Source organism: Hyphomicrobium sp. DMF-1, from assembly GCF_027886585.1.
In the GTDB taxonomy this organism is placed as follows: domain Bacteria; phylum Pseudomonadota; class Alphaproteobacteria; order Rhizobiales; family Hyphomicrobiaceae; genus Hyphomicrobium_C; species Hyphomicrobium_C zavarzinii.
On sequence record NZ_CP115706.1, the window covers coordinates 608,608 to 627,515 of the forward strand.

The following is an 18,908-nucleotide window of genomic DNA, read 5'->3' on the forward strand; positions in this document are numbered from 1 at the left end:
TCAGCCCTGCTTCTCCCAGCGGCCGCTTTCCGATTGCCGCCAGTAGGTGACGGTGCAGCCGGCCGCCTGGGCTGCCTTCCATTGGGAGCGCGCCTTTCCGGTCGCCTCCGCATCGTGTCCGTCGAAGATGCACACGATGCGGACGAAGCCTTCGAAGTGCGTCATCTCCGCGCCGTCGACGAGGAAGCGCACGCCGGCGCCGTTCGGCGTCTCGTCGCCGGTGGTGAGGTAGATCGGCTGGCGTGACGGATCGCCATCGCGTGCTGTTCCGTGCGGGAGGAAGCTCGCGTCGTTGTAGGTCCAGAGGGCGAGGTCGAGCGCTTCGAGGCGCTCGGCGCTGCCGGATTGGACAACGGCGCGCCAACCCCGCTCGAGCGTGCGCTCGAGCAGAGACGGCAGCACACGCTCGAGCGGCGCGCGCTCGAGGTGGTAGAACAAAACTTCAGCCGCATCCGCCATTGCCGTCGCGCTTCTCTTGGCTCGTTTCTCGAGACCGTTCCTATCCCGATGCAGGCCCGCACTCAATGCAGGCCCGGCCGCTTCGCGGCTTGCGCAACTTGACGCGCATCAAGCACGCATGCGCACGCGCCTCCGCATTCGAAATCAAATCGACAAAAGGCAATCGAGGGGTCTTGATATGGGGAACACTCTCGCCTATCTGTCGAGGTCCGGTGCGGCGCCATCAAGGGTGACGCCCGTGCGGGCGGTGTAGCACAGCAGCATCTTCGGGTTCGCTGTCGTGCTCCCGCCCGCTGCGATTCTTTAGCTACGATTCTTTCGCTGCGATTCATGGGCCCGATAGAGATCGGCCACGATAGCCGTTCCGGGCCGCAATAAAAAAGGGCCGGAAGTCCGGCCCTGATTGCTACTTCTTGCGATACTTGCGCGGCACCATGCCGGCATCCACCAGCGCGTTGAAGCAGGTGGGGCTCAGGTTTCCTCTCTTTCCAGCGAGCGTCATGCAGTTGCGCAGCGCGGCGGAGCCTTCCTTGTAGGCGGGGCAGTGGGTCTGGTAGTCGCCCCTGCAGGAATTCTCGACCTTCTTGCTGTAGGCGGCGGCCTCGATCGTCAAAAGGCCGAGCACGGCCGCTGCGACCGGAACGATGCGCATCACGCGGCCTAGGGTGGTGCCCGCGGATTGGGTGTAGGACTCTCTGAACATCAACGCGTTCCCTTTTGCTTTTTTCACATGCGATTGCCGGGCACGATCCAAGCCCGAAACTATCCTGCCCGGTTGTGCTGCACCAGCCTGTCTCTGATTAACCTTTGATCAGGTTGAACCGGCCTATCGGCGGCGTTTGGGGGCGAACGGATTATCGCCGCCGCGCAGGTTCAGGCGAATAGGAACTCCTGGCAAATCAAAGGCCTCCCGGAGGCTATTGGTCAGGTATTTTTGATAGGTCTTAGGCAGATCGTCGGGCCGCGAACAGAATGCGACGAACGTGGGCGGGCGCGTGGACGGCTGCGTCATGTAGCGGATCTTGAGGCGGCGGCCTGACGGCGCGGGCGGGGCATGGCGTGCGAGGGCCTCCTCCAGCCAGCGGTTGAGCTGTGGCGTGGGGACGCGCCGGTTCCAGATTTCTGCGGCGTTGGTGATGGCGCGCAGGAGCTTGTCGAGGCCCTTCTCGCTCGCGGCCGAGATCGGGATGACGGCGACGCCCGGCACCTGTGCGAGGCCGATGGCGATCTTGTCGAAGAGCTGCTTCAGAACTTTCTGCTTCTCCTCGACGAGGTCCCACTTGTTGACGGCGATCACGATTGCGCGGCCTTCCTCGGTCGCCAGCTCGCCGATGCTCAGGTCCTGGTGCTCGAGCCCGCGCTCGGGATCGATGAGAAGCACGACGACCTCGGCGAAGCGGATCGCGCGGACGGTGTCGCTGGTGGCGAGCTTTTCGGCGAGCTCCGTGACCTTGGCCTTGCGACGCAGTCCGGCTGTGTCGAACAGGCGGATCGCCTGGCCGTTCCAGGTGATGTCGCTCGCGACCGAGTCGCGCGTGAGGCCCGGCTCCGGGCCCGTAATCATGCGGTCCTCGCCGATGAGCGCGTTGACGAGCGTGGATTTTCCGGCATTCGGGCGGCCGACGATAGCGACCCGCAGCGGCCTCTTTTTTTCCTCTTCCTCCGGCTCTTCTTCGTCATCGTGCTCGCCGCGCTTCTTGATCTTCGGCTTGAGGCCGAGGGCGGCGAGGGCATCACGTTCGAGGTCTCCGAGGCCCATGCCATGCTCCGCCGAGATGGCGACAGGCTCGCCGAGGCCCAGCTTGAAGGCTTCGTAAAATCCCTCGTCGGAGGAGCGGCCCTCGCACTTGTTGGCGATGAGAACAACGGGACGGCCGGATGACCGGACCGTGCGGGCGAAGGTCTCGTCCGTGGCGGTCACACCGTCGCGCGCGTCGATGACGAACAGCACGAGATCGGCGAGCGAGATCGCCGCCTCGGTCTGCTGGCGCATGCGGTCGGCAATGGAGCCGCGCGAGGCGACCTCCAGACCGGCGGTGTCGATGATCTTGATGGGGTGGCCGCCGAGCGTGGTGTCGCCTTCCTTGCGGTCGCGCGTGAGACCGGGAAGGTCGGAGACGAGGGCGGCGCGGGTGCCGGTCAGGCGGTTGAACAGGGTCGATTTGCCCACGTTGGGCCGGCCGACAATGGCGATTTTCGGAATCATGATCTTGGCTCGCGTCAGGCGTCGCTCAGAGCGCGTTTGCGCAATTCAAGTCAAGCGAAGGGGCTCTATGGCCTGAAATTGCCGGAAATGCAAAGCGGCGATGGGCGCACGCGTCCATTTGGCGGGAGCGGGCCTTGCCGAATGGTAAATATACGCCTTTTGCTGCATCAGCCGCCGGAGCGGTCCGGATTCGCATTTCCAGAGGCCGCTTTCAGGGTGCGTACTCGTTGGAGCCGTCTGAGCAGAAGGTGAGAATCAGCTCGCAGTTCTTGCCGCCCTGTTTCGCGCAGTCCTCCGCCGACAAGGTTTTCGCGGCTTCCACGTCGGCGTCGGTCGCCCATCCCGAGGCCCAGTCGTCCTTCTTTTTCTCTCCCGCGGAAAGCGCGAAGCACTGCTCCTTGAAGGACGCATATTGCTCGCATCCTCCGGATTCGGACTTGGCAACGCACAGCGCCATGGCCTGCTGCTTGGCTTCCTCCTCGCTGCCGTAGGCCATCGTGCGCCAGAGCATGGCGTTCGAATCCCTGACGACGGCGCCCCAATCGTCGATCCAGTAGAGGATGCCTTCGCCGCATTCTGCCGCCATTGCGCGGAATGCCTTCTCGAAGCCGCTGGTGGGGTAGGAGAGCTTCAGCGTGCCGCCATAGGCGGAGGTTCCCGATAGGATCACCTCACCCTCATGGAAGCGGAGCGTGCGCGTGACATCGCGCGAGGGATGGCCGTCGGCCGTGTCGCCCATCACGATGTCCTCGCCGTCGAACTTGAGGATCTGGTGATCGGTGCCTGAGGTGAGGCTCACGGGGCTCGAAGTGTCGAAGAGCGCGGATTTGGAGAGACCCACGTCGAAGGTGTCGCCCGAGGAGTCCTCGGAATAGCTCCGCTTGCGGCCAAACTCCAACACCGGGCGCTGGGTGAGAATGGAACGTCCCTCGATGCGCGTTGCACCGGTGGAGATGCGGCAGCCCTCCTGGTTCTTCTCGAAGAACCAGCGCCCCTCCACGGCGGCGCCTGCGACGCTGTAGGGATCGAGCTCGACGCCTTCCTCCAGGATGCGGTTCAGCGTGTCCTGATTGAGCGTGCCGGTCTTTTGCTGGCCAATCGCGCCTTGATAGCTCTTGAGAGCGGTGCGGATGTCGGAGATCGACGCCGTGCCGCTGCCGCGCAGATGGCCGAGGCGGCGCATCACAAGCTCCACGCGGTTCCAGACGCCCTCGGGGTTTTGTGCCAAGGCGGGCAGGTTGCGTTCGCTCGCGTCGTCCAGGAGTGCCGCGGGTTGGGGCGCAGCGCTCTCCTTCTCGGCGCCGTCGAACATGCGGACGAGGAACACGGCCAGCATCACCAGAGCCGCGCCGCGCAGCACGTAGTCGGGCCAGCGCAGCTTCGACGGCTGTTTGGGAGCCGTATCGGCCGCCTTCTCACTCTTGCCAAAGAAGCGCGTGGCGAGCGTCTTGGCGCCGCCTGCGGGCTCGAACCGCGTCGCCATGGTCTCGGCGCGCCCGGACGGATTGGGCAGCAGCTTACGCCGCCATTCGCGGATGGTGACGGGGCGGCGGTCGGGATCCGGCTCCAGCGCCCAGTCCACGGCATCGAGGAACTCGCTTCGGTAGGCGCCTCGTGCGGCTTGGCGGGCGGAGACGTAGGCATCGTTGCGCACGCGCGAAAGCGCATCGGGGGGCGGGCCGCCGGCGATGACGCTGTAGATGGTGGCACCAAGCGAATAGATGTCCGACCAGGCGCCCTGCTGGCGCGTCTCGCGATCGTACTGCTCGATGGGCGAGTAGCCGGGCTTCACGATGGCGGCCACGGTTTGCGTGCGCCGCGCCATGGCCTGGCGGCTCGCGCCGAAGTCGATCAGCACGGGGCTGCCGTCGTCACGGACGAGGATGTTGTCGGGCGAGATGTCGCGATGATAGATGCCCGTCGCGTGCAGGGCTTCGAGCGCGTTGAGAAGCGGCGTCAGCAACTCGTCCAGCTCGCGCTGCTGCGGGGGCTTCGGGAAGTAGGTTTCGAGGGTGCGGCCCTCCTCGAAGGTCATGACGAAGTAGCCGGTGTCGTTGCCTTCGAAGTAGCGCATGCAGCGAACGATGTTGGGATGCTGCAGGCGGGCGAGGCGGCGCGCCTCGTCGATGAACTGCGACAGGCCCCATTTGAATTGCTCGACCTCGCTGCGGGTGCGCGGGCGGACGGTGACGGTGTTGGAGCGGCTCGCGAAATCGCGCGGGAAATACTCTTTGATCGCCACGTCGATATCGAGCTTCACGTCATGCGCGCGATAGGTGATGCCGAAACCGCCGGCTCCCAGGATGCTGTCGATGCGATATTCGTCCGCGAGAAGCGTGCCGATGGGAAGGGCGTATTCGTGTTCCATTGAGGGTCCTGAAATGAGGAGCGGCCGGCCGCCTCGGTTGGAAAATGCCTAAAAATCTCGCCCCAGATGGAACGTGTATCCGACCGCGCCGAAACGGACATGCTTGCCCGGCGGCACGGCTGCTTTCGTGATGCGCTCGGCGTCGACGTAAGTCCCCGCGCTTGATCCCAGGTCCTCGATCCAGAGCACGCCGGATTTGTCGAGCCACATGCGGGCGTGGCGGCGGCTCACGCTTTCATGCGAGAGCACGACATCGCAGCTCCGCGATCGGCCGATGACGAGAGACTGGCCTTTTTCGAGCTTGTCTTTGTCGATGACGAATTCGGGGCCTGCGGCCTTGGGCGTGAGCGTGATGGATTTCTCGCGCTTCGGAGGTGGCGAGACCGGCGAGACCTTCTTTCCGGCGTCGCGGTTGGCATGGCCGATCGCGCCGAAACCGGCGCCAGCGGCGACGCGGCTCACGCGGTCGGCCACGGCGGTGAGCGGTTTCACCACGACCGGAACCTGACGGCGGTATGCAACCCAGAGCGAAGCGGCGGCCAGCAGCAGGCTTGCGAAGAACATCGGGAAGACGAGGGCGCTCGACGAGCCGGTGATGGTGCAGGTGCTCGAGACGATGGTGGGCGAGAAGCTCGCGACCTCGAGGAAGCGGGTGATCTCTTTCGGATGGATGGCGTAGAACACGCCCTGCGGATCGTTCTCGACAGCGCGAATGGTGTTGACGCCGAGCACGCGGCCGCAGCTATCGATCAAGGGGCCGCCGCTGTTGCCCTGGTTGATGGCCGCGGAATGCTGGAGCGCTGGGCCGTCGATGCTGCGGAAATAGCTGAGATTGCGGGAGGCGACGCCCTCGGTCCAGGTGGGGCGATAAAAATCCTCGTCCTCCAGGCCGAAACGCACGGCCTTCATCTCTCCGGTGCTGCGATCGGAGAACAGCGCGAGGTCGGCAGTTCCGGGGAAGCCGATGGCGATGACGCGTGTGGTGGCCCTGGTCTCGTAGCCCGCAAGCGGGAGGGCTTTGCCGGGCAGGTCTCTCACCGCTTCCAGAACGGCGAGGTCTTTTTCGGGAGAGCGGCGCAGCAGCTTGGCCTCGATGACCTGCGGCTTGCCGTCGACCAGAACGCCGAGGTGAAAGGCTGTGCCGCCTTCGACCACATGATTGTTGGTGATCACCACGCGGCGGCCGCTGACGATCCAGCCGGTGCCGAGGCTGAAGCTGTCCGGCTGGCTTTGCGGAACGATGACGCGAACGACGCTCGCCTCGATGGCGGACGTATCGAAAGCCTCGCCAGCCTTCGCGCGCTCACTCACCGTCACCAAGGTTAAACTTAGAAAGACTGCCGCGATGAGGCCGAGGCCCATGGGCTTCGCTGCGGCTCGAGCGAACATTTTCAGCCCCATCAAAGAGGTCGACTGATTGTGAGTATAAATGCAAAAACGCGAGCGGTGCTAGAGCGTGATCGCATTGTTTAATACGATCACGACAGGACGGCGGGCCGCTCTCCGCGCGGGCACCGAACGTGCGGTGCGGGCGGCTTCTTTACAACTCGACGATCAGGACCGGGGGTTAGTTGAAAGCGATCAGCTTGGCTTCGTCGGTCAGAACGAACATCTTTCCCTGCGCCACGACCGGAGGGATGTACACCGCTCCGCCAATGCTCATCTGTCCGGTGACACGGCCAGTGGCTGCGTCCACGCCGGCGAGCTGGCCGTCCTTGGAGGCAAGCCACAGGATGCCGTTTGCCATGACGGGGCCCGACCAGGTCTTGGAGTCGGGCAGCTTGGTGCTCCACTGGACCTTGCCGTCGCGGCGATGGATGGCCATGAGCTGGCCCGACGTATCCACCACGAAGACGCTGTCACCAGCTACGCAAGGCGGCTGCGTGCCGGGCACGCTCAACGACCACAGGCGCTCGCCCGTCTTGGCGACGGTCGCAACCATGCGGCCGCCATGGCCCACCGCGAACACGGTGCCGTTGTCGACGGCCGGGCGGGCCGCGTCGCTCATGGCGGTCAACTGCGAGGTGGTGCGCGTGCGGGCGAGGCTTTCGGACCAGAGGCCACTGCCGTCTGCGGTGCGCAGGGCGACGAGATCGCCCGACGCATAGGGCACCACGACGATGTCGCCGTCGACGGCGGGGCTGGCGTTCAGGCCGAGGCTCGCCTGTTGCGGCAGGCCGCGCACGACCCAGAGCTCGGTGCCGTCGGTGGTCGAGAGGCAATAGAGCTTGCCTTCGATGGTGAGCACGAACAGGCGGTCGCCAACGGCCGTGGGGGCGGCGCGGACTGGAATGCCGAGCGCTTTTTCCCAGAGGCGCTTGCCGGTGGCAGGATCGAGCGCGATCACGGCGCCGAAGCCGCTCGCGGCATAGATACGGCCGCCGTCGGCGGCGATGCCGCCGCCGTAGCCGCCGCCATCCGCGGCGGTGAGGTTCATGATGTTCGAGGTGATGGCCTGGAAGCCGGGACCGGCTTTGTCGGTGGTCGGCTCCAGGGAGGCGCGCCAGAGAGCGGAGCCGCCGGAGATCGAGAAGGCGCTGACCGCGCCGTCCGAATCGAGGGCGAACACCCGGCCGTCATAGACGATCGGGCTTGCAGTCACGCGGCCGACCTTGGAGGTGCCTTTGCCGGCGCTGGCGCTCCAGGCCTGCTTCAGGGAGTTGGCGGTGAGCGCGAGGTTGCCGGGTGCGTTGTTCGGCTCGCCGCCCGGTTGAGCCCATGCCTCGTTGAGGCGCGGCGGGGGAATGACGATCGGGGCGCTCGCGTCGGCCAACTCACCCAGGGTGTTCTCCTGAGCTGGAATGACGGGGATGCGCTTGCCCGGAAGCGGGGGCGTCGTTTCCTTGAACGGATTGAGCTCGCTGACTTTGGGAAGGCTCGGGAGACTGTCGGAGCAGCCGCCGAGAAGAAGGCCCGCCGTGAGAGCGAGCGTTCCCAGCGTAGCCATCCGGCCTGAGCGATTGAGCGCCATTCGTTGGAGCCTCCGGGACCGGCTATCAGGGTGCCGATGCGGGTTTCTCAGCGTCGTCAGTCTTCTTTTCCGGCTCACTCTTCTTCTCCGGCTCGCTGGCGGCGGGGGCCGGAGCAGGCGTGGCCGCGAGCTCCGTGGTGGCGATCTCGGCCATCAAGCGATTGACCCGCTCTGATGCCGACTGGGTGAGACCCGGATCGGCGAGAAGCGGAGCGAGGGCGGCGCGGGCTTCGTCGAGCTTGCCGGCCTTGACCGCTGCCGTGCCGAGCAGCTCGCGGGCCGTGAAGCGCCAGGGGCTGTCGTCACCCGTCAAAGGCTTGAGCCGATTCTGTATCTCGGTAAAGTCCGCCTCCCCCACGCGCAGCGAGGCGGCCTGGAGGCGGGCGAAGTTCGCGATCATGGCGTCGGTGGACGAATCGGAGGCGAGCTTGTCGAAGACGGCGAGCGCTTCGGCGCGCTTGTCCTGCTTCAGATAAGCCCCTGCCTGCGCAAGACTTGCGAGGGCGGCGTAGCCTTTTGGGCCGCTGGCCGCGAGAGCCTCGAAGGCTTTGGCCGCTTCGTCGGTCTTGCCGGAAACGGCCAGGCTCGTCGCGGCTTCGTACTCCGCGCCGGCTGCTTGGCTGTGCGCAATGCGGCGGCTTTCCCACAGCTTTGTGCCGCCGACCACCGCGACGATCGCGGCAGCCAAGGCGATCATGTAAATTCCGTAGCGCTCCCAGAGCTTTGCGAATTGCTCGCGGCGCAGCTCCTCCTCAACCTCGCGGAACAGCGCGTCGTTTTTGTCGACCATTGAGCTCCGTGCCCCAATCGTTGTTGTCCGGGCCTCGTCCGGCCGATGGCCGCCGGGCACCTTTGGTTTGTCCAGCTCGACCGGTCACGCGGGATCGGATCCTGCGTGGCGACAGTCGGAAACCTGCTTGATAGCCCGTAAGCCCCAATGAGAGCAAATGGCGTGAGGCCGACCCCCGACCTTTCTCACCTGAACGTCTAAGTGCTCAGCTTTTTCGGCTTTTTCGTGACTGGCGCGGGGGTGCCCAGGCTGCCGGGGGCGTCGTCCTTCATGGCGTAGGTGTGCTCCTCGGCGGGGAAGCGGCGCTCGCGGACGTCGTCGGCGTAGTCCTTGATGGCGTCCTCGATGGCGGTTGCCACGGCGCCGAACTTCTTAACGAACTTCGGCACGCGGGGCGAAAGACCCAGCATGTCCTCCATCACCAGGATCTGGCCGTCGCAATTGGAGGAGGCGCCGATGCCGATGGTCGGGATGGGGACGACGTCCGTGATGCGGGCTGCGAGGGGGGCCGACATGGCTTCCAGCACGATTGCGAAGGCACCAGCTTCCGCCAGTGCGCGGGCATCCTCTTCGATGGCGGTCCACTCGTCCCGGGTGCGGCCCTGGGTCTTGAAGCCGCCGAGCACGTTGATGGACTGGGGCGTGAGGCCGATGTGGCCCATCACCGGGATGCCGCGGTCGACGAGATAGCGCGTGGTCTCGGCCGTGCGCCGTCCGCCTTCCAGTTTCACGGCGCCGCAATCCGTCTCCTTCAGCACGCGCGAGGCATTCCGGAATGCGACGGAGGGGCTCTCCTCGTAGGAGCCGAACGGCATGTCCACGACGACAAGCGCACGCTTGGCGCCGCGCACGACGGCCCGGCCGTGCACGATCATCATGTCGAGCGTAACCGGCACCGTGGTCTCGAAGCCGTGCATGACCATGCCGAGGCTGTCACCGACGAGCAGGAAATCGCAGTATTTGTCGGCGATTGCGGCAGTGTGCGCGTGATACGACGTCAGCGCGATGATGGGCCGGACCCGTTTCATGGCGGTGATATCGGGGGCCATCAGGCGGCGTGTCATCGGATGAAGGGACATGGGATCCGGGGCGTCTCCTTGGAGCCATTCGAGGGTGAATCCTAAACCTCGGGGTGGCAGGATGCCACTTGTGCTTTCATGCAGGGTCAACGCGGCGGGCGTTGATATTGGGCCACACCGCGGAGTGAGATCGCCAACTCGGCGCGTCACGAATTGCCTGGGGCAAATTTCGTCTGGTAACCTTATAGATCTGCTAACCGTGTGTTAGGCGAACGCCACTAATCCTTGTCGTCACTATATTTTTTATTCATCAAGCTGCAGGGATGGTTGTATCGTGCCTCAATTTTCCGGGACGCCTCTTTATCCTTTCGCCCTGCGGCTGGGGCCTCGGGCCGTCAGCACGCTCGCTCTCCTGATGGCAGGCGCCGTTCTCGCGGCCCCGCATGCCGAAGCCCAGGGGCTTTTCGGCAATTGGGACTCGCCTCCGGTCAAGGTGCGGAAAGTGAAGCGCCCGCCGCCCGCCGTCACGGAAGAGGTGGGCGAGAAATCCAAGGGCAAGAAGTCGAAATCCGAGAGCGTCGCGGAGAAGCCTGCTACCGGCCCCCTCGTGATCAGTGTTTCGCTCGCCCGCCAGCGGCTTGCGGTTTACGACTCGACGGGGCGCATCGCGGAGTCGCCCATTTCCTCGGGCCGCGTGGGCTATTCCACGCCCACGGGCGTGTTCACGGTTCTGGAAAAGAACCGCGTCCATCATTCCAACCTCTATTCCGGCGCTCCGATGCCCAACATGCAGCGGCTCACCTGGTCGGGTGTTGCGCTCCATGCCGGCGTGCTGCCGGGCTATCCTGCGTCGCACGGCTGCATTCGCTTGCCGCATGGGTTCTCCAAGAAACTGTTCGGCATGACCAAGCTCGGCACGCGCGTCATCGTCACGCGCGATCCGGTGAGCCCCGCGGCGTTCTCGCATGATCGCCTGTTCACCGCGTTGCCGCCGGAAGATGCGGTCGTCACGGGCAGCACCAGCGCGCACGAAACGCAGGTTGCGGATGCTTCGCGCGTCACGAACGAGGCCGGCGGGGTTTCGGCCGTGCTCGGCGTTTCCGCCGCCGCAGCGGCCGGTACCGATGGCGGGGTCGCCCCCGCGCGGCTCAGCTTGCGCGAGCGCCGCCAACTCGAGGCGGAGCAACTCGCCGCCGAAATCCGGACGGTGGGTTACGAGAAGGTCGACAAGGCCGCGAAGCTCGAAGCGCTCCAGAAGGAAGCAGCGGTTGCGCGCCAGCCTCTCATTGCGGCACGCGCCGAGGCCGAACAGCTGGGCGACGAGCTCAGCAAGCTCGAAAAGGGCAAGGCGGGCGCCGAACGTGAGCTTGCGATGCTGCAGAAGCCGGAGGACGAGGATACCGGCAAGAAGAAGCGCAAGAACAAGAAGGTGATGGACAAGGCCAAGCGCGAAGCGCGGATTGCGGAGCTGACCGAGGAGCTCGCGGAGCTTCCGCCGGAGCTCGAAGCCAAGCGCACGGCCTGGCAGGCGGCGGATGCGGCTTTCAAGAAGGCCGAAGAGACCGCCAAGGCTGCGGAGGACAAGCGTCGCGCGGCAGCCAAGGAGCTTCTGGAGGTCAACGCGCGCCTTTCGCAGGCGTTGACCAAGGAGAAGGCGGCCAAGCGGCGCGAGGCCAAGCGCCAGCTTCCGGTCTCCGTGTTCGTCAGCCGGTCCAAGCAGCGGATCTACGTCCGCCAGGGCTATGAGGACATCTTCAACGCCGAGGTGACCTTCGATCGTCCAGACGAGCCGGTCGGCACGCATGTGTTCACCGCGCTCGACTATGCGGAGAACAAGACGACGATGACGTGGAACGTCGTCTCCGTTCCGCACGATCCGTCGCGTGCTTCGTCCAAGAAGAAGGACAAGACGGGCAAGGCCAAGCAGGCCGAGCCTGCCGTTCAGGTGTCGAAGGCGGCTCAGACGCCGCAAGCGGCGCTCGACCGGCTCACGATCTCCGACGACGTGCGCGAGCAGATCGCCGACGTGATGAAGCCAGGCTCCTCGCTCGTGATCTCCGATCTCGGCATCGGCAACGAGACGGGCGAGTTCACGGACTTCATCGTTCCGATCCGCTGAAAGGACGGCGATCCCTCGGGTGGGGGCCGCGTGGTGTTGCGGCGCGTCTGGATCCCGATCTTCATCGAGATGACGTCCTGTTGGGAGCGCCGGGCATCAGGCGGTCAGGGGGCGTCGCCCGATAGGGCGACGCGAGCTGCCCGTCAGGGCGCGAAGCTGAAGCTCGTGATCGGCACGCCGATCAGGGCTCCATGTCCCCAGAACAGGATCAATGCGTAGAGCGCGAGGCCGAGCCCCACGACCAGCACGTCGTTCAGCGCTCCGGGAGGCGCCGGAGGGGGGCCTGCCGAGGGGCGACGTTTCATGGAGATACGGTCGTAGACGGCGTAGGCGAGGAAGCTTCCGAATAGCAGGAGCGCGCCGAGATCGCCGTTTACCAGAAGGTGGGCGAGCGCCCAGAACTTGATGGCGGCCAGCATCGGGTGCTTGGCGGCCGTGCGGATGCGCGAGGGGATGAAGGCGGCCACCAGCAGAATGATGGCCGGAAGCATCAGCAGGAAGGCGACGTGGCGCGTCCAGCTCGGCGGATCCCACAGGACCGGGTTCTTGCCTGGCATGAGCTGAAGCTTGTGGTAGCCGACCACGATCAGCGCGAAGCCGATCAGAGACAGCACCGAGTGGACGATCCTGTAGGGCGTTTCTCCGAAACGCTCGACCAGGCCTTGGCGCAGGCTGGCCGAGGTCGGCACGAGGTGAACGGCGAAGAACAGGAGGAGGCCGAGCGTTAACGGAAGCATGCGATGATCCCTGTCGCGTAAAGCTGGTGAGGCATGGAACCAAACCTCGGCGCGCGCAATTTTTTGCAGTGCAACCGCGATTGACCCAATACGGGAGTTTTTAGCATAATCGCGCGCGGGCGGAACGTGTGACCGAGTGAGGCCCTGTGTGTCAGTGACCGACAGTTGGACAGAAGTGACGCGAGGCAGCCCCGGCAGGGTTCCGGCACCGGCCCGTGCCGGTTGCCGCTCGCTCAAGGATGCGCTGTCGGAGGCGGGATTGGGCGAGTCCTCTTCGGAGACGCCTGACGCATCCGAGCGGCGCCCCTACAGAGCGCCTGCTGCTTCTTCTTCCCTGCGAGCGGCTGTTGCCAATGTTGCTCCGGAGCGGCGTGCTCCGCTCACTACGCCGCGCCTCGTCGTGTTCGAGGACGCCGAGGAGACCGCCGCCGAAGCACCCGTGCGTGCCGTCGTGCGTCCGGCCCCGCCGCCGAGCGTGGTGTCGCCGCCGCCGTGGGTGAGGGCTGCGCGCCGCGGACGCTGGCATACCGTTATGCTCAATACGTTCGGCTGGGTGATGACGCTCGTTGTGGCCGGAAGCATCCTCGGCGTGGCCGGGCGGTATCTCGCTGTGCCGCCGCATCTCGAGCAGTTCCAGGCCGCGCGCCAATAGCGACGGGCGCGCAGAGCGCTCCAGTCCAATCCTCCTCCGTCTGTCACATGCCTGCCGCGGTGAGCGGGAGACGAATCAGGTAATCGAAGTGTCTTGCAGACAGAGCAGGATCTTGTGCGCCTATGATCTCGACCGCAGACATGCCGAGGGCCGAACGCACCGGCGCGGTTTCGGCTCATCCGTCGCGGGATGGAGCTGCGGAGCGCACGCGCCTGCACGTGGTTCCTCCTGATACGCGCGCTGCCGATCAACTCGTGCAGACCATGCGGCTCGTGAAGGCGGCCCGCTTCAATGCGGCGACGCGGCTCGAGCAGAAACAGGCGGTGTCGCTGTTCACGCAATCGATGGTGGCGCTCTATTTCGTAGGGCTCGCCGTTTGGCAGGCTGTCTATGTCGGCCAGATCGACGAGGCAACCAACCGTCTGATGACGTTCATCCAGCTGGTCTCGTCAGTGTTCACGCTGATCCTCGGGCTCCTTGAGGCGATGAACGACTACAAGATGAAGGCGCACCACCTTCAGAATTGCGCGCTCGTGGTCTCGGAGCTTGCGCAGGAGCTCAAGATCGCGCGGCCTTCCGATCCGCATGAGGTGCAGCAGTTCCGGCGGCGCTACAACGAGGCCTTGCGCGCCTGTCCGGTGAACCATGCACGCATCGATTTCATGTGTGCCAAGCTCGACGAGAAGCCTGCCGGGCGCGGCGAGCGGGTGTTGCTGAATGCCCGTTATGTGCTCGATGTCTACGGGCTTTACGCGCTGTTCCTCGCCGTGCCGCCGCTCATTTGGTGGGTGCATCAGTAGCGGGCTGCGCGGGCGACGTCGCCTGCGGCGGTGATGCGGGTACCGAGTTCGTCGCGGCTGTCGGCGTTGCGGGTTGAGCTGGCGAGGAGGGGGCAGCGACAGGCGCGCCTGTGTCCTTTGCCAGGCACGCTTCGCGGATGCGCGTTTCGGCGAGCGCTTTCGTTTCTGCGAACTCTCCACTGAACGGGATGAAGGTCAGGCGCGTGAGTTTGTAGAGCTCGTTCGTGAAGGTCGCGCCGCAATCGAGCACGAACTGGTGCAGCTCCGCCATGCGGCAGGCTTCGAGCACGGCCTTGGCATCCTGATCGAGCACGCGCGCGTCGTAGGCTTTGGTGATGCAGCGATCGACATCCGCCATGCGCGCGATGAGGTGATCCTCGAACAGCGGCTCGAGTGCGGAGAACTTGAGATCGCCCGCTGCCTCCCGGATGGCGAAGAGGTTGAGCATCACGTTCTTGTTCCAGTCGACGTAGGCTTCATCGTAAGCCTGCTTGCGATGGCGCACCTCCTCGATATCGGCGTTGCGGCGAATGGCGGAGGCCACCATGCCGGCGCGCGTGCGGCGCTCGTAGACGAGGTGGGCGATGGTCTCGATGGCCTGGCGGCGGCTCTGGTAGGCGGAGTAGGTCTGCGCGAGCCAGGCGCCGACCGACGCGGTGATCACGCCGTTGATGGCGGCCGAGGCGAGAGCGAACATGACGATCTGGCGGCGCGTTAAGCGGGCATAGCGCAGCAGTCCCCTCGACATGGCCACACACCCCCCCTTTGCGGCGCGCCGCTCTCTGCCGTCAGCCTCCGGTTACGCTCATGTGACGGGCGACCGCGGGGCGCTGCTTGCGGCGGTCGATGACGAAATCATGGCCCTTCGGCTTGCGGGCGATGGCGGCGTCGATAGCCTCGAACAGCAGGCCGTTGTCGGGGCTCTCACGCAGCGGCGCGCGCAGGTCCGCGGCGTCCTCCTGGCCCAGGCACATGTAGAGCGTGCCCGTGCAGGTGACGCGCACGCGGTTGCAGCTTTCGCAGAAGTTGTGCGTCATCGGCGTGATGAAGCCCAGGCGTCCGCCGGTTTCCTTGATACGGACGTAACGGGCGGGTCCACCGGTGCGGAACGGAATGTCCTCCAGCGTCCAGCGGTCGAGCAGGCGTGTGCGCACCACCGAGAGCGGCAGGTACTGATCGGTGCGGTCGCCTTCGATGTCGCCGAGGGGCATCGTCTCGATCAGCGTGAGGTCGTGGCCCTCTCCGTGCGAGAAGCGGATGAGGTCTTCGATCTCGTCCTCGTTGACGCCCTTGAGCGCTACGGCGTTTATCTTGATCGAGAGGCCGGCGCGCTGGGCTGCCTTCACGCCATCGAGCACGGTTGCGAGATCGCCCCACCGCGTGATGGCCTTGAACTTCACTGGATCGAGCGTGTCGATCGACACGTTGATGCGCTCCACCCCGGCGGCCTTGAGGTCGCCGGCGTATTTGGCGAGCTGGCTGCCGTTGGTGGTGAGCGTCAGCTCTTCGAGGCGGCCGGTCTCGCGATGGCGCGAAAGCGACTTGAACAGCGACATGATGTTCTTGCGCACGAGCGGCTCGCCGCCCGTGATGCGCAATTTCTTGACGCCCTTGGTGACGAAAGCAGAGCAGAGCCGGTCCAGCTCCTCGAGCGTCAGCAAGTCCTTCTTGGGCAGGAAGGACATATTCTCGCTCATGCAATACACACAGCGGAAGTCGCAGCGGTCGGTTACGGACACCCGAAGGTAGGTGACGTAGCGGCCGAACGGGTCCTGCAGGCCGGGAGTGGGGCCAGGGTCTTTGGCGAACGATGTGGGGGTCGTGAAGTCCATGCTTCCTTGCCGGATCGTTAGTCTGCTTTCAGGCTTATCATGTCAGCCATCGGATCGTGGCTGAACAGCCATTTCTGATCCCGGATCTTAACCCCATAAAGTAGCCACGTCCCCGCTTACATCAAGTCCATCCGTACTTGTGTCATAAGCTTGCGCATTATACTGCTTTAGCGCAAACCCCGCCAAAAGGGGGGCAAGAACAGATGTTTGGGGGGAAGGACACGCCATGGCAAGCACCAATGGAACTCCCGGTGTCGCGTCGGCGCAGCCCGGTTGGCTGAGCCGGGAGGCCATCGTCGCCAAGCCGGGCTTCAATCGGTGGCTGGTTCCCCCCGCCGCGCTCTGCATTCACCTGTGCATCGGCATGGCCTATGGCTTCTCCGTTTTCTGGAAGCCGCTGCAAGGCGCGCTGGTGGGCGCGGACGGCAAGGCCCTTGCGGAGTGCTCCGCGGGCGCTGTGACCTTCGCGGAGAAGGCCGTCGGCACGATGCGCGCGCTGACCGCCACGGACTGCAACTGGAGCCAGTTCGATCTCGGCTGGATGTACACTTTCTTCTTCGTGCTGCTCGGCGTTTCGGCTGCGATCTGGGGCGGATGGCTCGAGCGCGCCGGTCCGCGCAAGGCGGGACTCGTCTCGACGCTGTGCTGGTGTGGCGGTCTTCTCATGTCGGCGCTTGGCGTCTACACGCATCAGCTCTGGCTTATGTGGCTCGGCTCCGGTGTGATCGGCGGCATCGGTCTCGGCCTCGGCTACATCTCCCCGGTGTCGACGCTCATCAAGTGGTTTCCTGACCGGCGCGGCATGGCGACGGGCATGGCCATCATGGGTTTCGGCGGCGGCGCGATGATCGGCTCTCCGCTCGCAACCGCGCTGATGGACGGCGTGTTCAAGACGGCGACGGATCCGGGCGTGTGGCAGACGTTCGTCGCTATGGCCGCGATCTACACGGTTTTCATGCTCATCGGCTCGTTCGGCTACCGGCTGCCGCCTTCGGGATGGAAGCCCGAAGGCTGGACACCGCCCGCCAGCAACAAGGCCATGATCACGAGCAATCACGTCCATCTCGACAATGCGCACAAGACGAGCGCGTTCTGGCTGATCTGGCTGGCGCTGTGCCTCAACGTTTCGGCCGGCATCGGCATCATCGGAGCGGCCTCGCCGATGCTGCAGGAAACGTTCGGCGGCCAGCTCGTCGGACAGGCAGGGCTCGGCTATCTCGAGATGAAAAAGGATGCGGCGCTGGCCGCGGGCGCGGCTGCGGTCGGCGCCGGCTTCGTCGGCATCATCTCCCTGTTCAACATCTTCGGCCGCTTCGCGTGGGCCTCGTCCTCGGACTATCTTGGCCGCAAGATGACCTACTTCATCTTCTTCACGCTCGGCGCGGTGCTGTATGTGCTCGCGGCTTCCGCGGCCGACTGGAAGGTGCTCTGGCTCTTCGTCATCTGCTTCTGCGTCATAGCCTCCATGTACGGCGGAGGGTTCTCTACCGTGCCGGCCTATCTTGCCGACATCTTCGGCACGCAGTTCGTGGGTGCTATCCACGGGCGGCTGCTGACGGCATGGTCGACGGCCGGCATCGTCGGTCCAGTGATCGTCAACTATCTGCACGACACGCGCTATGCGCAGGGCATTTCTCCGGACAAGCTCTACGGCGAGATCTTCTACATTCTTGCCGGGCTTCTCGTGGTGGGCTTCATCGCGAACCTGATGATCCGTCCCGTCGATCCGAAATGGCACATGAAGGACACCGAGGTGGCGGTCGAGCAGGCCAAGCTCAGCTCCACCGCCCAGGCGGACAAGGGCGGTTCCTACGGTATCGGCAAGGGCGGCCTGGATGCGAAGGCCGCCATGTTCTGGACGCTGGTTGGCGTGCCGCTTGCTTGGGGCGTGTGGCAGACCGTGGAAAAGGCGCTGGTCTTCTTCCATTGAGGTCTGGCGGCCCCAAACGGGATCGGCCAATGCGTCAGTGGGCGAAGTGCGTTGTCTGGGGCGGTGCGCTGCTGGCGGCTGCTTTGACGCTTTCCATCAAAGTGAACGAGCCGCGTGCGGATGCGGCTCGGGAGGCGCCGGCGATTGTGGGCGCTGTTACATCCGAGCGCGCTCAACCGTCGAGCCTGCGCCGGGCACGCCTCGTTCGGCTTCCCGATGAAGAGAATGAAGAGAGCGCTCGCGCGCCTGTGCCCGAGCGGCAGCTGGCGGGCGTCCTAGCGCTGCTCGCTCTGCTGGGGCTTGGCAGACTTGCAGTCGGTGCCCGGCGGCGCGTTGCCGGGTTCTCCGCCGCTGCCAACGCGGTCTAGGAAACTCCGCTTCCGTTCGCCGCCTGTTGCGCCAGCCAGATCTCCGTTGCCGCATCCGAGCGCGCGGGCCGCGGCTTCGGCCGCTGCATCGTTGCGGCCTGCGGAATCCAACAGCACAAGATTTTCAACCGTGTCATTCGTTGCGCGTTCCTCGCCGGTGAGGCCCGGTGCGGAGGCGACGAACAGCATATTTTTGAAGCGCGCTGCTGCGGCGCGCAGGACTTCGATCTCGCCGCGCGTTTCGGCATCGAGCGGGATCAGCGCGATGCGCGCGGGCGTCCCGGCGGCGAATGCGATGGCCTTGGCGAGCGACGCGCGATCTTTCGGGGCAAAGCGAACGGCGATGATGCGTACCCCGCCGAGGCTTGCGGCAGTGCTCGCGGTTTTTGTTCCGGTGCTGGCCAGGGCGAAAGGACGATGGTCGCCATCGACGGCATCGAAGGCAATGGCTTCGCCCTCCCCGTCGCGGGCGAGAACGCGGGTGAGCTCGGGCTTGGTGTAGTCGAACCCGTCAGCCAGCACGGCAACCGCGGTGCCGCCGGGATCGCGGCCCGGTTTCAGTTGGGGATCGGCGGCGAAGAGCGGGGTCGCCGCGAGGCTTCCGAGAAGCGCGATCGCGAGCCGTCGATGCGCGGGAGCAAAGGCTGGCATCATCTG

General features: G+C 65.1%; 16 protein-coding genes. 4 read left to right on the plus strand and 12 right to left on the minus strand.

Annotated elements, in window-relative coordinates:
- The 8 genes from PE058_RS02720 to panB all read right to left on the minus strand — a co-directional run bounded on the left by PE058_RS02720 (window position 1) and on the right by panB (window position 9,873).
- Window positions 1-459, minus strand: coding sequence for a DNA polymerase III subunit chi (locus tag PE058_RS02720; protein WP_020083933.1), 459 nt, complete (start codon window positions 457-459; stop codon window positions 1-3).
- A 406-nt stretch (window positions 460-865) separates the two neighbouring features.
- Window positions 866-1,162: a hypothetical protein gene (locus PE058_RS02725; RefSeq protein ID WP_271029771.1), complete on the minus strand. Its 297-nt coding sequence runs from the start codon at window positions 1,160-1,162 to the stop codon at window positions 866-868.
- A 123-nt stretch (window positions 1,163-1,285) separates the two neighbouring features.
- Window positions 1,286-2,665 (minus strand): ribosome biogenesis GTPase Der, encoded by a 1,380-nt coding sequence (gene der / locus PE058_RS02730; protein ID WP_271029772.1) that lies wholly within the window; start codon window positions 2,663-2,665, stop codon window positions 1,286-1,288.
- A 211-nt stretch (window positions 2,666-2,876) separates the two neighbouring features.
- Window positions 2,877-5,033, minus strand: a complete 2,157-nt coding sequence (locus tag PE058_RS02735) for a protein kinase domain-containing protein (protein ID WP_271029773.1) — start codon at window positions 5,031-5,033, stop codon at window positions 2,877-2,879.
- A gap of 48 nt (window positions 5,034-5,081) precedes the next feature.
- Window positions 5,082-6,422, minus strand: coding sequence for a trypsin-like peptidase domain-containing protein (locus PE058_RS02740; RefSeq protein ID WP_271029774.1), 1,341 nt, complete (start codon window positions 6,420-6,422; stop codon window positions 5,082-5,084).
- A gap of 178 nt (window positions 6,423-6,600) precedes the next feature.
- Complete coding sequence (locus PE058_RS02745) at window positions 6,601-8,004, minus strand: outer membrane protein assembly factor BamB family protein (protein ID WP_020083936.1); 1,404 nt, start codon at window positions 8,002-8,004, stop codon at window positions 6,601-6,603.
- Window positions 8,005-8,029: 25 nt separating this feature from the next.
- On the minus strand, window positions 8,030-8,794 hold the full coding sequence (locus PE058_RS02750) for a tetratricopeptide repeat protein (RefSeq protein ID WP_020083937.1): 765 nt from the start codon (window positions 8,792-8,794) through the stop codon (window positions 8,030-8,032).
- Between the two features lie 197 nt (window positions 8,795-8,991).
- The gene (panB, locus tag PE058_RS02755) at window positions 8,992-9,873 is read right to left on the minus strand and encodes a 3-methyl-2-oxobutanoate hydroxymethyltransferase (protein ID WP_020083938.1); all 882 of its coding nucleotides are present in this window, start codon (window positions 9,871-9,873) and stop codon (window positions 8,992-8,994) included.
- Between the two features lie 274 nt (window positions 9,874-10,147).
- On the opposite strand from panB, the gene PE058_RS02760 reads away from it, so the two are divergent.
- A complete protein-coding gene (locus tag PE058_RS02760; protein ID WP_271029775.1) occupies window positions 10,148-11,932 on the plus strand; it encodes a L,D-transpeptidase in 1,785 nt (594 codons plus the stop codon).
- A gap of 143 nt (window positions 11,933-12,075) precedes the next feature.
- Here PE058_RS02760 and PE058_RS02765 read toward each other — a convergent pair whose 3' ends face one another.
- The gene (locus PE058_RS02765) at window positions 12,076-12,669 is read right to left on the minus strand and encodes an NnrU family protein (RefSeq protein WP_271029776.1); all 594 of its coding nucleotides are present in this window, start codon (window positions 12,667-12,669) and stop codon (window positions 12,076-12,078) included.
- 259 nt (window positions 12,670-12,928) lie between these two features.
- On the opposite strand from PE058_RS02765, the gene PE058_RS02770 reads away from it, so the two are divergent.
- Window positions 12,929-13,321: a hypothetical protein gene (locus tag PE058_RS02770; RefSeq protein ID WP_271029777.1), complete on the plus strand. Its 393-nt coding sequence runs from the start codon at window positions 12,929-12,931 to the stop codon at window positions 13,319-13,321.
- A 122-nt stretch (window positions 13,322-13,443) separates the two neighbouring features.
- Entirely contained in the window at window positions 13,444-14,121 is a 678-nt protein-coding gene (locus tag PE058_RS02775; RefSeq protein WP_271029778.1) for an SLATT domain-containing protein, read from the plus strand.
- Here PE058_RS02775 and PE058_RS02780 read toward each other — a convergent pair.
- Entirely contained in the window at window positions 14,099-14,869 is a 771-nt protein-coding gene (locus tag PE058_RS02780; protein WP_271029779.1) for a hypothetical protein, read from the minus strand. The genes PE058_RS02775 and PE058_RS02780 overlap by 23 nt on opposite strands.
- Before the next feature lie 40 nt (window positions 14,870-14,909).
- Window positions 14,910-15,953, minus strand: coding sequence for a GTP 3',8-cyclase MoaA (gene moaA / locus PE058_RS02785; protein WP_271029780.1), 1,044 nt, complete (start codon window positions 15,951-15,953; stop codon window positions 14,910-14,912).
- Between the two features lie 226 nt (window positions 15,954-16,179).
- Here moaA and PE058_RS02790 point away from each other — a divergent pair, with 226 nt between their 5' ends.
- On the plus strand, window positions 16,180-17,883 hold the full coding sequence (locus PE058_RS02790) for an OFA family MFS transporter (protein WP_020083945.1): 1,704 nt from the start codon (window positions 16,180-16,182) through the stop codon (window positions 17,881-17,883).
- 275 nt (window positions 17,884-18,158) lie between these two features.
- Here PE058_RS02790 and PE058_RS02795 read toward each other — a convergent pair whose 3' ends face one another.
- Entirely contained in the window at window positions 18,159-18,905 is a 747-nt protein-coding gene (locus PE058_RS02795; protein WP_271029781.1) for a S8/S53 family peptidase, read from the minus strand.
- Window positions 18,906-18,908 lie beyond the last annotated feature (3 nt).